Annotated in this window: 13 protein-coding genes and 1 tRNA gene; 6 read left to right on the forward strand and 8 right to left on the reverse strand. The window is 43.8% G+C overall.

Features of this window, described 5'->3' with window-relative positions; genetic code table 11:
- Positions 1-28: 28 nt before the first annotated feature.
- The 4 genes from lolA to serS are packed head-to-tail and all read left to right on the forward strand — an operon-like array spanning position 29 to position 3,667.
- Entirely contained in the window at positions 29-655 is a 627-nt protein-coding gene (lolA, locus tag BEL05_RS19290; RefSeq protein WP_069669923.1) for an outer membrane lipoprotein periplasmic chaperone LolA, read from the forward strand.
- Positions 656-662: 7 nt separating this feature from the next.
- Positions 663-1,994, forward strand: coding sequence for a replication-associated recombination protein A (locus BEL05_RS19295; RefSeq protein WP_069669922.1), 1,332 nt, complete (start codon positions 663-665; stop codon positions 1,992-1,994).
- On the forward strand, positions 1,987-2,361 hold the full coding sequence (gene crcB, locus BEL05_RS19300) for a fluoride efflux transporter CrcB (protein ID WP_028765068.1): 375 nt from the start codon (positions 1,987-1,989) through the stop codon (positions 2,359-2,361). The genes BEL05_RS19295 and crcB overlap by 8 nt, the downstream gene beginning before the upstream one ends.
- A 19-nt stretch (positions 2,362-2,380) precedes the next feature.
- Positions 2,381-3,667: a serine--tRNA ligase gene (gene serS / locus BEL05_RS19305; protein ID WP_069669921.1), complete on the forward strand. Its 1,287-nt coding sequence runs from the start codon at positions 2,381-2,383 to the stop codon at positions 3,665-3,667.
- 187 nt (positions 3,668-3,854) lie between these two features.
- On the opposite strand, the gene BEL05_RS19310 is transcribed toward serS, so the two are convergent.
- The 6 genes from BEL05_RS19310 to punR all read right to left on the reverse strand — a co-directional run bounded on the left by BEL05_RS19310 (position 3,855) and on the right by punR (position 7,109).
- Entirely contained in the window at positions 3,855-4,193 is a 339-nt protein-coding gene (locus tag BEL05_RS19310; RefSeq protein WP_069669920.1) for a TusE/DsrC/DsvC family sulfur relay protein, read from the reverse strand.
- Positions 4,187-4,468: a sulfurtransferase complex subunit TusB gene (gene tusB / locus BEL05_RS19315; protein ID WP_069669919.1), complete on the reverse strand. Its 282-nt coding sequence runs from the start codon at positions 4,466-4,468 to the stop codon at positions 4,187-4,189. The genes BEL05_RS19310 and tusB overlap by 7 nt, the downstream gene beginning before the upstream one ends.
- The gene (gene tusC / locus BEL05_RS19320; RefSeq protein WP_028765073.1) at positions 4,468-4,824 is read right to left on the reverse strand and encodes a sulfurtransferase complex subunit TusC; all 357 of its coding nucleotides are present in this window, start codon (positions 4,822-4,824) and stop codon (positions 4,468-4,470) included. The genes tusB and tusC overlap by 1 nt, the downstream gene beginning before the upstream one ends.
- 9 nt (positions 4,825-4,833) lie before the next feature.
- Positions 4,834-5,223: a sulfurtransferase complex subunit TusD gene (tusD, locus tag BEL05_RS19325; RefSeq protein WP_069669918.1), complete on the reverse strand. Its 390-nt coding sequence runs from the start codon at positions 5,221-5,223 to the stop codon at positions 4,834-4,836.
- 119 nt (positions 5,224-5,342) lie between these two features.
- Positions 5,343-6,002 (reverse strand): Bax inhibitor-1/YccA family protein, encoded by a 660-nt coding sequence (locus tag BEL05_RS19330; protein WP_028765075.1) that lies wholly within the window; start codon positions 6,000-6,002, stop codon positions 5,343-5,345.
- A 204-nt stretch (positions 6,003-6,206) separates the two neighbouring features.
- On the reverse strand, positions 6,207-7,109 hold the full coding sequence (gene punR / locus BEL05_RS19335; RefSeq protein ID WP_028765076.1) for a DNA-binding transcriptional activator PunR: 903 nt from the start codon (positions 7,107-7,109) through the stop codon (positions 6,207-6,209).
- Between the two features lie 116 nt (positions 7,110-7,225).
- On the opposite strand from punR, the gene punC reads away from it, so the two are divergent.
- A complete protein-coding gene (gene punC / locus BEL05_RS19340) occupies positions 7,226-8,485 on the forward strand; it encodes a purine nucleoside transporter PunC (RefSeq protein ID WP_028765077.1) in 1,260 nt (419 codons plus the stop codon).
- 80 nt (positions 8,486-8,565) lie between these two features.
- Positions 8,566-8,656, forward strand: a tRNA-Ser gene (locus BEL05_RS19345).
- Between the two features lie 364 nt (positions 8,657-9,020).
- Here the strand turns inward: BEL05_RS19345 and BEL05_RS19350 are convergent.
- Both BEL05_RS19350 and BEL05_RS19355 read right to left on the reverse strand, forming a co-directional pair.
- Positions 9,021-12,203, reverse strand: coding sequence for an efflux RND transporter permease subunit (locus tag BEL05_RS19350; RefSeq protein ID WP_069669917.1), 3,183 nt, complete (start codon positions 12,201-12,203; stop codon positions 9,021-9,023).
- Between the two features lie 4 nt (positions 12,204-12,207).
- Complete coding sequence (locus BEL05_RS19355; RefSeq protein WP_069669916.1) at positions 12,208-13,395, reverse strand: efflux RND transporter periplasmic adaptor subunit; 1,188 nt, start codon at positions 13,393-13,395, stop codon at positions 12,208-12,210.
- Positions 13,396-13,694 lie beyond the last annotated feature (299 nt).

The following is a 13,694-nucleotide window of genomic DNA, read 5'->3' on the forward strand; positions in this document are numbered from 1 at the left end:
TCATAGTAATGTTCACTAAGGAAGATAGATGTTAAAACCAATTTCTATGCTCGCATTAAGCTTACCACTAATGGTTGTAAGTAATGCGATGGCGGATGATTCGGCTTCTTTAAAGCAGAAACTGGAAGAGCTAAACAGTCTGCATGCAGAGTTTAGTCAAACTGTTACTGATATTAATGGCAAAGTTATTCAGCAAGGTAGCGGTACATTTGCGTTGTCAGTTCCAAATCAATTCTATTGGCATCTAACCTCGCCAGATGAATCATTAATTGTTGCTGATGGCAATGATGTTTGGATCTATAACCCTTTTGCTGAGGAAGTATCCGTTCTTGATTTAAATCAGGCCATCGATGCATCACCTATCGCACTTTTAGTGCATCGAGACGAGAAGACCTGGCAACAATATAGTGTCACGCTGGAAAACCGTTGTTACCAAATTGTCCCCAAGGATATTGACGCTGGCGTGACCAAAGTGGCTGTATGTTTCGATGACAATAGTCTTAGCATGATGACGCTCGAAGATCAGCAAGGCAATATCAGTGAGTTTAATTTAACCGAGCAGGGACCAGTCTCTGATAGCCAAAGCAGTCTATTTAAGTTTGTTGTACCTGAAGGGGTTGATATTGATGATCAACGCTTAAAAACAATTAATTAGGTGCACAGTGTCTAGTTTAAGTTTCGATTTCGCTCCAGATTTTAGACCGCTTGCTGCCCGCATGCGTCCTGAAACCCTAGAACAATATATGGGACAGGGACATTTGCTGGGGGAGGGTAAGCCCTTAAGGCAGGCCTTAGAGGCTGGCCGCGCCCATTCGATGATGTTTTGGGGCCCGCCAGGTACAGGCAAAACAACGTTAGCTGAACTGATAGCAAAACATACCAATGCTCATGTAGAACGAATTTCGGCGGTCACTTCGGGTGTAAAAGAGATACGTGCGGCTATTGAGCATGCAAAAAGTGTGGCCCAGAGTCGGGGTCAGAGAACCTTGCTGTTTGTCGATGAGGTGCACCGGTTTAACAAAAGTCAGCAAGATGCTTTTTTACCCTTTATTGAAGATGGCACTGTCATCTTTATCGGTGCGACAACAGAGAACCCCTCATTTGAAATTAATAATGCACTGCTATCTCGTGCTCGCGTTTATGTGATTAAACGACTTGAGAATAGTGAGATCGTCGCCATTGTTAAGCAGGCCATTACTGATGAAGAGCGGGGCTTGGGGAAGCGTCAATTGCAAATGCCAGATAGCGTGGCCAATAAGTTGGCTAATGTCTGTGAAGGTGATGCTCGCAAGGCGCTTAATCTGATTGAGCTGATGAGTGATATGTTGGCAGATGGTCAGTCGTTTACAGAGCAGTTACTCATAGATGTCGCTGGTCAGCAGTTAGCGGGTTTTGATAAGAATGGTGATCAGTACTACGATCTTATTTCGGCCGTGCATAAGTCAATTCGTGGCTCTGCGCCAGATGCGGCATTGTACTGGTTTTGCCGAATGCTAGAAGGTGGGTGTGATCCACTTTATATCGCGAGGCGATTATTGGCGATAGCTTCAGAGGATATTGGTAATGCCGACCCTGTGGCAATGACGGTCGCAGTGAATGCGTGGGAGTGCTTCCACCGTGTCGGCCCTGCTGAAGGTGAAAGAGCGATAGCGCAAGCGATTGTCTATCTTGCTTGCGCTCCCAAAAGTAATGCTGTTTATACTGCTTTTAAAGCAGCCCGTCAGCTGGCTAGAGAAACGGGGCAAGTCAGTGTGCCTAACCATTTACGTAATGCGCCAACACAATTGATGGCTGATATTGGATTAGGGCAAGGGTATCGCTATGCCCATGACGAACCCAATGCTTATGCGAGTGGCGAGTGCTATTTCCCGCCAGAACTAGCCGATAGTCGTTTCTATTATCCGACTGAGCACGGATTTGAAAAAAGAATTAAATCGAAACTTGAGCTTTTGGCGGAGCTAGACCATCAAAGTGAGTTCAAACGTTATGACTAATTTACTGTTTGTAGCATTAGGTGGCTCTATTGGTGCGGTTTTTCGCTATCTGATCTCATTATTCATGATTCAGGTATTTGGCTCTTCATTTCCTTTTGGTACACTGGTCGTCAATATCCTTGGTTCTTTTCTGATGGGAGTTATTTATGCCCTTGGTCAAGTCAGTGAAGTTAGCCCAGAATTAAAAGCTTTAGTTGGTGTTGGTCTTTTAGGCGCACTGACAACGTTTTCAACCTTCTCAAATGAAACCTTGTTGTTAATCCAAGAAGGGGATTGGCTGAAAGCATTTTTGAATATCGCTCTGAACCTTTGTCTATGTATTTTCATGGTCTATTTAGGACAGCAGTTGGTTTTTTCTCGCATTTAACTATTAAGAAACTAAAAACATGTTAGATCCCAAATTTTTACGTACAGAATTAGAGGCGACTGCTGAGCGCCTAGCTACTCGCGGATTTATCCTAGACGTTGATCGTCTAAGTAAGTTAGAGGAAAAGCGTAAGTCACTTCAAGTGGCTACCGAAGAGTTACAAGCATCGAGAAATGCGATATCCAAATCTATTGGTCAGGCTAAAGCAAAAGGCGAAGATGTCGCGCCAATTATGGCTCAGGTCGGTGATTTAGGTACCGAGCTAGATAGTAAAAAGGCAGAGCTTGCAGTGTTGCTTGATGAGCTGAACAACATTGCCATGAGCGTCCCCAACTTGCCAGATGAGTCGGCGCCAATTGGTGCTGATGAAAATGAGAATGTTGAAATTCGTCGTTGGGGTGAACCTAGAACGTTTGATTTTGACGTGAAGGACCATGTTGATCTTGGCGAAAATCTGAAAGGCTTAGATTTTAAAAATGCTGTAAAAATCACTGGCTCTAGATTCATCGTAATGAAAGGCCAAATTGCTCGCATGCATCGTGCACTGTCACAATTTATGCTAGATCTTCATACAACAGAACATGGCTACACTGAAGCATATGTGCCGTTATTAGTTAATGAAGACAGTTTATTAGGAACAGGCCAGCTACCTAAATTTGGTGAAGACCTATTTCATACTAAGCCTGCAACGGAAGAGGGCCAAGGGCTTAGCTTAATCCCTACCGCTGAAGTGCCTTTAACTAACCTTGCTCGCGATACGATCATCGATGAAGAAGAGTTACCCGTTAAGATGACTGCCCATACCGCTTGTTTTCGAAGTGAAGCAGGATCTTATGGCCGTGATACTCGTGGACTTATCCGCCAGCACCAGTTTGACAAGGTAGAACTCGTTCAACTTGTGAAACCTGAAGAGTCTATGGCAGCGCTCGAAAGTTTAACGCAACATGCTGAAACCGTTTTGCAGAAATTAGGCCTTCCATACCGCACAGTAGTACTTTGTACTGGAGATATGGGCTTTGGCGCGGCAAAAACCTTCGATATTGAAGTATGGTTACCCGCTCAAAATACCTACAGAGAGATCTCTTCTTGCAGTAACATGCAGGACTTCCAAGCCCGTCGTATGCAAGCTCGTTACAAAGCTAAGTCGGCTAAAAAGCCCGCACTATTACATACACTAAATGGTTCTGGTCTTGCTGTAGGACGTACCTTAGTTGCTGTGTTGGAGAACTATCAAAACGCTGATGGCACGATTACGATACCTGAAGTGTTGCGCCCTTATATGGGTGGTTTAACCCAAATCGGTTGACGTTATAGAGAGTACTAGATGGACAAGGGCGGACGCTATTTTCAGTGGCTGACCTATGTAGTAATTATCGCTATTTTTGGTGGTGTGATGTTATCTACGTTTGGTAAAGCTGCTCTGTTAGTGCTAAAAAATCTGTAATAAAAAAGCCTAGCGAATGCTAGGCTTTTTTAATTTTAACATTTGTTGTTTATATACATTTAGCTGGCTTGGGTAAACCTGCAACTTTTGTTGCTTGCTTTGCTGGCCCCGTAGGAAAGAGTGTATACAGGTACTTAGAGTTACCTTTTTCTGCGCCTAAACTTTGGCTGATAGCTTTAACTAACACCCTGATCGCTGGGCTAGTATTGAATTCAAGATAGAAATTTCTTACAAAGTGAATGACTTCCCAGTGTGCATCGCTAAGTTCGATATTCTCTTTACTTGCGATAATCATCGCGACCTCTTCGTTCCAATCGCCCACATTGAGCAAGTAACCTTGGGGGTCAGTTTCAATCTGCTTTGATTGATATTGAATAGAGTTTACCAACTTATAACCTTAGAATGATTGAGTGAAAGTGATACAAATTCTTGATAACTAATTTGAGTACAATGACTTAAACGTTGTGTTAGTCCTCTGGCTTGGACATCAACGGTTAGCATCCGAACGTTTAATGGCTGAAGCCTATTTTGCCATTCGGCCAGCAGTAGGGCATTGATGCTGTCACCCAGTAACATAATCGTGTCGTGGTTTTGCACAAATGGAAGGCAACACGCTAACGCGCGGTCTTGATTTGGTGATTGCTGAATAAGATGGAGAATCATTAGTACACAAATACCTCATCAGCGGTGTTAAGTTGTTCGGTTATCATCGGGTTATCCACCCGTTTTACGTCAATCACGCAGTCAGTGAGTGCAACATTATAGGTGTCCATCGCTTCACTAGCCACCCATACCTCTTCAATGTCATAGAGAGGCAGGGCCTTGAATGTAGAGATATAGTCACGACAGCCTATCTGGCTAGGTTGCTGATGGGGCAATAGGTTTAGCACACCATCATCGATAAAAATCAGTGTCACTTGCTGCTCGAAACTGGCGCTCAACAAGGCAAAATCAAGCCCCTCACGGCTACTGGCGTTGCCATGAGGTGGGTGACGAAATACGATAGTAATATTTTTCATTAACGGCACCTAAAAGCTGATAACACGATCAGCATGCTCAATACCTGTAACTAACTCACCTAAACCACCCATCTCAAATGGCGGCAAAAGGTTCCATTGTGCTACGCGATTCTCTTTAGCTTCAACAGGTGACAACACACCGCGGCGTAATGCGGCAGATACACAGTTTATCAGTGGAATGTGATGAGTCTGTGCAAATGCTTGCCACGCCTGAGTGAGATGATATTCATCCGAGGCCGGACTATTGAGGCTATTGGTCGATAACACGCCGTCTTGGTAAAAAAACACGCGCACAATTTGGTGACCTTCAGTGACAGCGGCTTTTGCATAGCATAATGCATGATAACTGCTGCTTTTGCCGTATGCGGGCTGATTCACTTGAATTAAGATTTTACTCATTGACTGCCTAAACAAAAATTGAGGCAAAAAAATAGCCCCTACAATGTGGGGCTATTCTATCTTAAAAAGCGTTCTATTCCCAAATATCCAATAGCGATTAATGGGGGAAAGTAAACGGTTTAGTCGTCGTTACCCATTCCCATTAAATGTAGGATAGAGATGAACAGGTTTAAGAAGTCCAAATAAAGTGAAACAGTCGCACGGATATAGTTGGTTTCACCGCCGTTGACGATGCGACTGGTATCAAACAGGATAAAACCTGTCATCAGTAGGGCGATACCGGCGTTGAGTGCCATAAACACGGTGCCGCTACCAATAAATATATTGGCTATACCGGCTACAATGGCAATAACTAGGCCAGCTAATAGAAAGCCGCGCATAAACGAGAAGTCTTTTTTGGTCGTTAGTGCATAACCCGATAGGGTAACAAACACTACAGCCGTTAAGCCAAGTGCTTGCATAATAAGCTGTGGGCCATTAGCCATGCCCGCATAATGATTTAGCATATAACCTAGTGAGGCGCCTTCCATCCCCGTAAATGCAAATACCCACAATAGACCTGCGGCGGATTCGGCTTTACGTAAGGTAACAAATAGCAAGACTAAACCACCCAATGACAGGCCAATCGACATCATTGGACCTATTTGCATCATCATGGCAATGCCGGCGCATAATGCAGAAAATGCCAATGTCATCGACAGCAACATATAGGTGTTTTTTAGTAGTTTATTCACTTCCTGTGTGGAAGCTTGTCCAGCGTACAGTGTTTGTTGGGTCATCTTTATCTCCAAAGATCCTTTATTTCAATAAGATCGCCACCAGTTTAGCGTTGACCTCAGTGAGTGTTATCTCATTTGAGTGTTAATTGACTCATGAGTTCCATTTCATGAATAGAGATTAACATTAGAACGAAAAAATTTAATAAATCATACCTGAGCTGCGGTATAGGTAAAAGGCATTATTAGCAAAAACACGACTTAAGGTTAATTGAACCAATCTTTTTGCAATTGAGCGCTGTCACCTAAGTAATCTAACACCCAGGCCATAGCTGGCGACATATTGGCCCCATTCCATGCCAAGCAACACGGACTTGGTGATTTAGGTCTTTCAAGCTGTTTTTCTACTAACGAGCCACTATTAACAAAAGGCATAGCAAAATGCTTTGGCATATAGCCTATGCCTAATCCCTCTCGGAAACAGTTGATGGCACGGATCCAATCTGGGACCACCAAACGTCGCTGATTCTCGAGTAACCAGGTCATGCGTTTTGGGATCTCTCTGGAGGTATCTTCGAGACAAATGGCAGGAAAAACCCTTAACTCTTCATCTTTTAATGGTCTATCAACCGCTGCCAGCGGGTGGTGCTTGCTGACTAAGAAGGTCCATTCAATATCACCCATATCTTTAAAGTGGTAATCGCCACCCACTGGGATAGCGGTGGTTGCACCGATAGCGATATCACTCCTGCCAGTTGCTATTGATTCCCACACTCCATTGAACACTTCAATGCGAATAATCAATTCGACATTATGAAAGTGGCGATAGAAATCCGCAATTAAAACGCTAATTTTGTCGGCGCGGACGATATTGTCTAATGCAATGGATAGAGTAGGCTGCCAGCCATTTGCGACTCGCTTAGTATCATCTTTTAAGGATTCTATATTGGTGAGCACTAAACGTATCTGTTTGACAAAATGCTCACCGGCAGCGGTTAAGCTGACGCTGCGATGGTGGCGTTCAAAAAGCGTTACCCCGAGCTCTTCTTCTACCTGTTTTACCGCGTAGCTTACAGCAGAAGGGACTTTATGAAGTTTATTGGCAGCAGCGGTAAAGCTACCTACGCGAGCGACCATATCTATAAGAAGCATCGATTGTTCTGAAAGCATACCTTCATTCCTTTGCTGTGATATTTTTTGATGGCTATGTACAAAAATAAACGTTTCACAACCAATAATCAAGACAATAGACTGCGCTTCTTTATTCTTTACGGCTGTATGTTTGTATGAAATTTATTAATAAAAGCACTAATTTGCTATTCTTATCTTACTTAGCGTTATTAAGTATGCTGGGTTTTGTTGCAACTGATATGTATTTACCTGCTTTCAAAGCAATTGAAACAACTTTTAGTACTAGCGCATCTCAGGTAGCAAGTTCACTAACGTTCTTTCTGGCTGGTTTAGCAATTGGTCAGTTACTTTATGGGCCATTAGTACAGCGTATTGGCAAGCGTAATAGCTTGTTAGTGGGTTTGTTTCTATTTGGGCTATCCAGTTACGGTATTGCCACTAGCGAGTCGATGTTGATGTTCAATATCTGCCGCTTTATACAAGCGATTGGAGCATGCAGTGCAGCAGTCATTTGGCAGGCGATCGTGATTGATAAGTATGAGGCTGATGAAGCTCAAAAGGTGTTTACTAATATTATGCCTTTAGTGGCGCTATCGCCTGCTTTAGCGCCGATTCTAGGTGCCTTTATATTAGAGCACGGAGAGTGGCGTAATATTTTCCTCATTTTAACGGCGCTAGCAGCTGGGCTAATGATAGCGACGAGGTTTTGGGTTAAACCTGAACTGACTAAAGCCACCAGCGCTGATTCAAGTCAATCATCTATTGGCTATTTAACGATGTTAAAAGCGCCCAAATATGTAGGGAATGTACTGATATTCGGTGCGTGTTCTGCAGCCTTTTTTTCCTACTTAACGTTATGGCCGATTGTTATGGAGATGCACGGCTATGAGGCGACGGAGATAGGATTAAGTTTTATTCCACAAACTATTATGTTTATCGTGGGTGGCTACTTAAGTAAAGTGCTAATAAGAAAGGTAGGGGCTGAACGTACGCTGTCGGTATTACTCATGTTATTTGGGACGTGTGTTGCAGCCATTTCATTCAGCGTACTAATTATTCAAGCCAAGAGTATTTGGCCACTGTTAACTATCTTTTCTGTGTTAGCTGCTGCCAATGGTGCTAGCTATCCAATAGTCGTCAATTGCGCACTACAGGTCTTTAAGCAGTGTTCAGCTAAAGCGGCTGGATTACAAAACTTTTTACAAATCAGCTTAGCCTTTGGTGCATCATCCATTGTTGCGTTATGGGCATCGGCTGGCGAAGTTGCGATAGCTATTGGTATTCTAGTCAGTGCGGTTGGCGTCTTCTTGGGCTATAAGGTTCGCCAATTGGATACCTGGGACGGAATGAGCAAAAAGTTGACGTTTCCCGATCCTGCTCGCATTGCGGTCCATAAGGTCAAAGATGAGGATTGATGTATAGTTAGGCGCTTGGTGGGAAGAGGGTATTTTTTACTTTACAACTCCCATACATCGCTATATGATTCGCGGCGTTCGGAGAGATGGCAGAGTGGTCGAATGCACCGGTCTTGAAAACCGGCACGGGTTTATAGCCCGTCTAGGGTTCAAATCCCTATCTCTCCGCCACATTAGAAAAAAGGCTACTCGAAAGAGTAGCCTTTTTTCGTTTAAGTAATGTCCTTTTTAAAAGGCTCATAAAAACGATTTGAACTCTTGGGTTCCTGTTAGTTAAAACCAGTAATCTCTGCACAGCTTTAAACTGGCCGTGATCAAAACATAGCGGGCTTTCGCTATATGAGTTTCATCGATATTTGAGTGGGCAGTTTTAACCAGAGTGTTCCTACTGTTTAAAGTTTGCAACCTCAAGGTTAGAGCAAAAAAATGCTCTCCTGTTATCGTCACCTCGTTTGCTTAAATGGTAAAAGTTCGTGCCATTGACGATCCAAAAAAAGCCCGCTAGTTTTAGCGGGCTTTTATCCTACGTTATACGTTAGTGCTGTTGGGCTGCATCTTGGTTTGTACTACTACCAAAGAAGTTGTGGCCAATTCGGCTCACAATCTGTTTCATATCCTCGATCATTACATAGAGACAAGGGATGAGTACAAGTGTCACGACGGTAGCAAACAGGACGCCAAAGGCCAGTGACACAGCCATAGGGATAACCATTTGAGCCTGCATACTTGTCTCAGTCATTATGGGTACCAGACCAATAAACGTGGTAAGAGACGTCAACAAAATTGCTCTAAATCGTCGACAGCCAGCCTGAATCACAGCGACTTTCATTGCCACACCGGCAAGCCTTGCACGGTTAACATAATCAACCATGACGAGGGAGTCGTTGACGACTACACCCGCCGCAGCAATGATGCCAAATAGCGATAGGGCACTTAAGTCAATACCAAGTATCATGTGTCCCAGCACCGAGCCAATCACTCCAAATGGGATCACTGACATGATCATTACTGGCTGTAGATACGATTTTAACGGGATAGCAAGCAAACTATAAATTACCAATAGAGAGATGATGAAATCTCTCATTTGGGTATTGGCACTATCTAGCTGCTCTTGAATATTTCCTGACACCTCGGTTTTTACCCGTGGATACTTCTTTAATAACTCAGGCATAAAATTGTCGCGAATATCTTGAGCTAACTTAAACGGCTCAGCTTGCGCGGCATCAACAGAGCCCCATACATTAATGGTTCTATTGCCATTTTCACGACGTATTCCACTAACACCTTGAGTAACTTCAATGTCAGCAATCTCAGATAGCGGGATCTCAGCACCTTGTTGGGTTTGGATCATCACCTCAGTGACATGTGCGATAGAGTTGCGCTGCTCTTCAGGGTAGCGAAGCATGACTTTAATCTCTTCACCGTTTCGTAAAATACGTTGTGCTTCCATACCATAGAAGCTAGCACTGACTTGAGAAGCCACATCGGCAAGGGTCAGCCCAACGCTGTTTGCTAACGGTTTGAGTTTAAATTGCACTTCTTTAGCGCTTGATTGTCGACTGTCGTTAACATCACCAACCCCCTTAAGGGTATTAAGCTTGTCTTTAAGCTCTTGAGCTGCGGCAATTAGCTGAGCGTCGTCTTTACCTTCAAGACGGAAACTAATATCACCATCATCTCGGCCGCCCCCAAAGAGGTTATCTTGGATCTTAAATGATTTAACTCCTGGGATAAGGGGCATGGCTTGACGCCACAGTTCAGCCAATGCGAATGTATCGATAGGGCGTAACTCTGGGTCGACAAGTTTAGTCATGATTTGTGCACGAGTGCGACCCTCTAGGTCAACTTGCATGTCAGAAATCATCTTCTGACCATACTGCGCCTCAAGTTTTTTATCTACATTATATAGCGCTTTTTCAATTGCTAACGCAGCAGATAGGGTAGCATTTTCAGATGCGTCGACATTCATCTCTACGCTGATCCGTGGAAAGTCATGAGGGATTTTGGGTTGACCCACGTAACGGATAATACCGCCGGTATAGAGACCAGCACACACCATGATAAAGGCGATAAACAGGGTGATCACCGCATAGCGGTATTTTACGGCTAAGGTCAACGATGGGTGATATAAGTCCTTTATCACAAACTGTAACCCTTTATCGACTTTCGCTTGAAGGAAATTCACTCCCATACGAAGAAAATCGATAGGATTTTTGGTGCCAGGTTTGATCACTGTTTTTTTCTTCATGCGCGCAAGGTGAGCGGGTAAAATAAGTTTTGATTCTACCAACGAAAATAGTAAACAGAGGATCACCACAAAACCAATCGCTTGGCCAAAGGCTGAAGAGGGACCTTCATCGAGTGTAATAGGTAAAAACGCTGCTATGGTCGTTAGCACCCCAAATGTTGCTGGCATCGCGACCTTTTGGACACCTCGAATAACATTTTCAATATTTTGCCCATGTTCTTCACATTCAGTATGGGCGCTTTCACCCATCACAATGGCATCGTCGACAACTATCCCAAGTACCAGAATAAAGGCAAACAAACTGATGACATTAATAGTGACATCAATCATCGCCATTGGCATAAAGAGTAGGGTACCTAGGAAACAAACTGGCAGTCCCATCATGACCCAAAATGCCAGCCTAACGCGCAGGAAAAGCGCCAGCATAAAGAACACTAACACCGCACCACTCTTCATGCTGTCCAACATGAGGTTAAGTCGTCCCTCTAGGTAGTAGGTCATATCTACCCAAGTCTCTAATTTTAGCCCCTGGGGCAATACATCCTGTTTATCGGCGACATATTGATTAACAACTTTGGCGACATCGGTCATGCTTTGATCGTTGGACGCGCCAACAAAAAAGGTCACCGAGTTTTTACCATTAAACTTAGAGTATTGAATGCCTTCTTCAAAACCGTCAATGACGGTCGCGACGTCTCCAAGTAGTAGCTTAGTGCCATCCTCTAAGGTAATGAGTGGGAGGTTTTCAAACTCATAACCCACGTAGGCCTGATTTTGAACCCTTAAGTTGATGTAGCCATTCTCCGCGCGGATTTGTCCAGCTGACATATTGCGTGAATAGCCACGAACCGCTTTGGCGACATCGTTAAAGGACAGGTTAAACTCCCTTAACTTATCTTTACTCACCTCGATGGCGACTTCATAACCCAGACCGCCGTAGAACTCGGTAATATTCACCAAGGGCAGTTGCATTAATTCGTCGTGGATTTTTTCTCCAAGCTCTTTTAACTGCTTTGGCCCTACATCACCATAAAGGCTAATGTAAAACACCTCTTGCCGTAATTTGATTCGCTCGACTCTTGGGCGCTCCATGCCATCAGGAAAGCTGGATATAGAATCAATTTCAGACTTTATTTCATCGAGTACCACTTGCGGATCGTAAGAGTCTTCTATTCGAAAGTAGCCAGATGCTGAATTTCGATTAGAGTAGGTGATCACACGTTTCAGTCCTTGCACTCGCTCGAGCGCTTCTTCAACCTTAATGGTGATCCCTTCTTCGACTTCTTGAGGGGCAGCACCCGGATAAAAGGCGCTAAATTCAACCCAGTTAATTTCTACTTGAGGAAAAAACTGCTTGCGGATTGTATTAGCCGTCAGTAATCCGCCTAAAATAATAATAATCATCAGCAGGTTAGCCGCAACACTATTTCGCGCAAACCAAGCGATGATACCTCTGTTTGTATCAGCCATCAGATTATTCCTTTTCTTCCATCGCTAATTGCGTAGGCTCTGCGCTAGGATCATCGATCGCTTTTTTGTCACCAGGTAAAGCTAGTTGCATCCCTTCAATGGGGTAGTCTAATGCTGATGTGATCACCTGCATGCCATCTTCTAGGCCATCACTGATCACAGCCAGTGCGCCTTGTTGGCGGACAACATTAACGGTTTGATATTTCAATTTTTTCTCGTCATCTAATATGGCGACTTTGTCTGCGACAATCAGATGGCGAGCTAAGGTGGTGACATTCTCCGCTCTAGTACCATCAATATGCGCCGTAACGTAACTGCCAAACCGTAATTGATTTTTGTTGTCATGCAGTCCGTAGGGATCGTCTATTTGGGCGACGAGATAGGTCATACGGCTGCGGTTATCGATCACACCTTCGCTACGTACAATCTTACCTTGCCATTGTTGTTGCAATCCGGCGAATTGCCCCTGAATGGTGACTGAGGCACCGAGTCCTTTATTATCAAGGTAACGTATGTCTTTATCTGCAAGGGGGAGACGAATTTCTGCCTGAGCTGTACTAAGGAGCTTACCAAGCGGCGTACCCATGCTTACGTACGAGCCCAATCCAATGGTACGGTTTTCGATTAGTGCATCATAAGGGGCTTTGATAATAGTTCGCTCTAAATTACGCTTAGCACGCTTTAACCCCGCTTCTGATGAGTTCAGCTTGGCTAACTCTTGTGCTAATTGTGGCTTACGTAGGCTTAGTTCGGTGGGGACACCGTCTTTAATGCGTTTCCACTCTTCTTCAGCTACTTTTCCATAGGCTTTTTCTTGCACTAGGGTCGCGCGAGCAGAGGCTAGGCTTGCTTCGGCATCGGTCAATGCGGCTTCATAGTCACTCGGATCTATTTTCGCGAGCACTTCCCCTTTTTTAATAAAACCGCCTCTAACAAAAGCTTCTGACAGATAAACTATTTCGCCATTAACTTGAGAGACGAGTTCGGTTTCATATTTGGCATTAACAATACCGTAGGAGTTAACGGTAAATACCATGGGGTCCATTTTAATAATATCGACTGAGACTACGGGCGTATTATCAACAATCGCTTTTTCTTCTGGTGGTTTTTTCATCGATGATATTGCCAAAAAACCGCCAATACCCGCGGCTAAAACGATGATAGGTAATATAATTTGCTTTTTGGTAGCCACAAACACTTCCTCTTGTTGAAGCTAAGTTACTCTAATCCACGAAGTAATTAACAAACGCAGATCTGACGATATAGAGATATAAAGTGTAGATGTTAACGAAATGAGGTGAATGTGAAAGGTCTATTATGTAAATAGGTGTGTGAAAATTGTTACAGCATGCGTAGATGGGAGTGATTAGTGTTTGAAAGAGAGTTGCGATGCCGAATTAGTGAACAAAATGTTGTTCGTGGGTACGCACCCGTTTACGTATACCGACAACTCTCTTGCTTTCAGTTTAGCTGCTTTGCGCTATTTTACTA

The organism is Shewanella colwelliana (assembly GCF_001735525.1).
In the GTDB taxonomy this organism is placed as follows: domain Bacteria; phylum Pseudomonadota; class Gammaproteobacteria; order Enterobacterales; family Shewanellaceae; genus Shewanella; species Shewanella colwelliana.

Bases quoted from the DNA above. Each gene is read 5' to 3' on its own strand.
- tusB (WP_069669919.1), bottom strand. From the start codon at position 4,468: ATGATTCTCCATCTTATTCAGCAATCACCAAATCAAGACCGCGCGTTA.
- crcB (WP_028765068.1), top strand. From the start codon at position 1,987: ATGACTAATTTACTGTTTGTAGCATTAGGTGGCTCTATTGGTGCGGTT.
- punR (WP_028765076.1), bottom strand. From the start codon at position 7,109: ATGCTTTCAGAACAATCGATGCTTCTTATAGATATGGTCGCTCGCGTA.
- punC (WP_028765077.1), top strand. From the start codon at position 7,226: ATGAAATTTATTAATAAAAGCACTAATTTGCTATTCTTATCTTACTTA.
- lolA (WP_069669923.1), top strand. From the start codon at position 29: ATGTTAAAACCAATTTCTATGCTCGCATTAAGCTTACCACTAATGGTT.
- tusD (WP_069669918.1), bottom strand. From the start codon at position 5,223: ATGAGTAAAATCTTAATTCAAGTGAATCAGCCCGCATACGGCAAAAGC.
- BEL05_RS19350 (WP_069669917.1), bottom strand. From the start codon at position 12,203: ATGGCTGATACAAACAGAGGTATCATCGCTTGGTTTGCGCGAAATAGT.
- tusC (WP_028765073.1), bottom strand. From the start codon at position 4,824: ATGAAAAATATTACTATCGTATTTCGTCACCCACCTCATGGCAACGCC.
- BEL05_RS19330 (WP_028765075.1), bottom strand. From the start codon at position 6,002: ATGACCCAACAAACACTGTACGCTGGACAAGCTTCCACACAGGAAGTG.
- serS (WP_069669921.1), top strand. From the start codon at position 2,381: ATGTTAGATCCCAAATTTTTACGTACAGAATTAGAGGCGACTGCTGAG.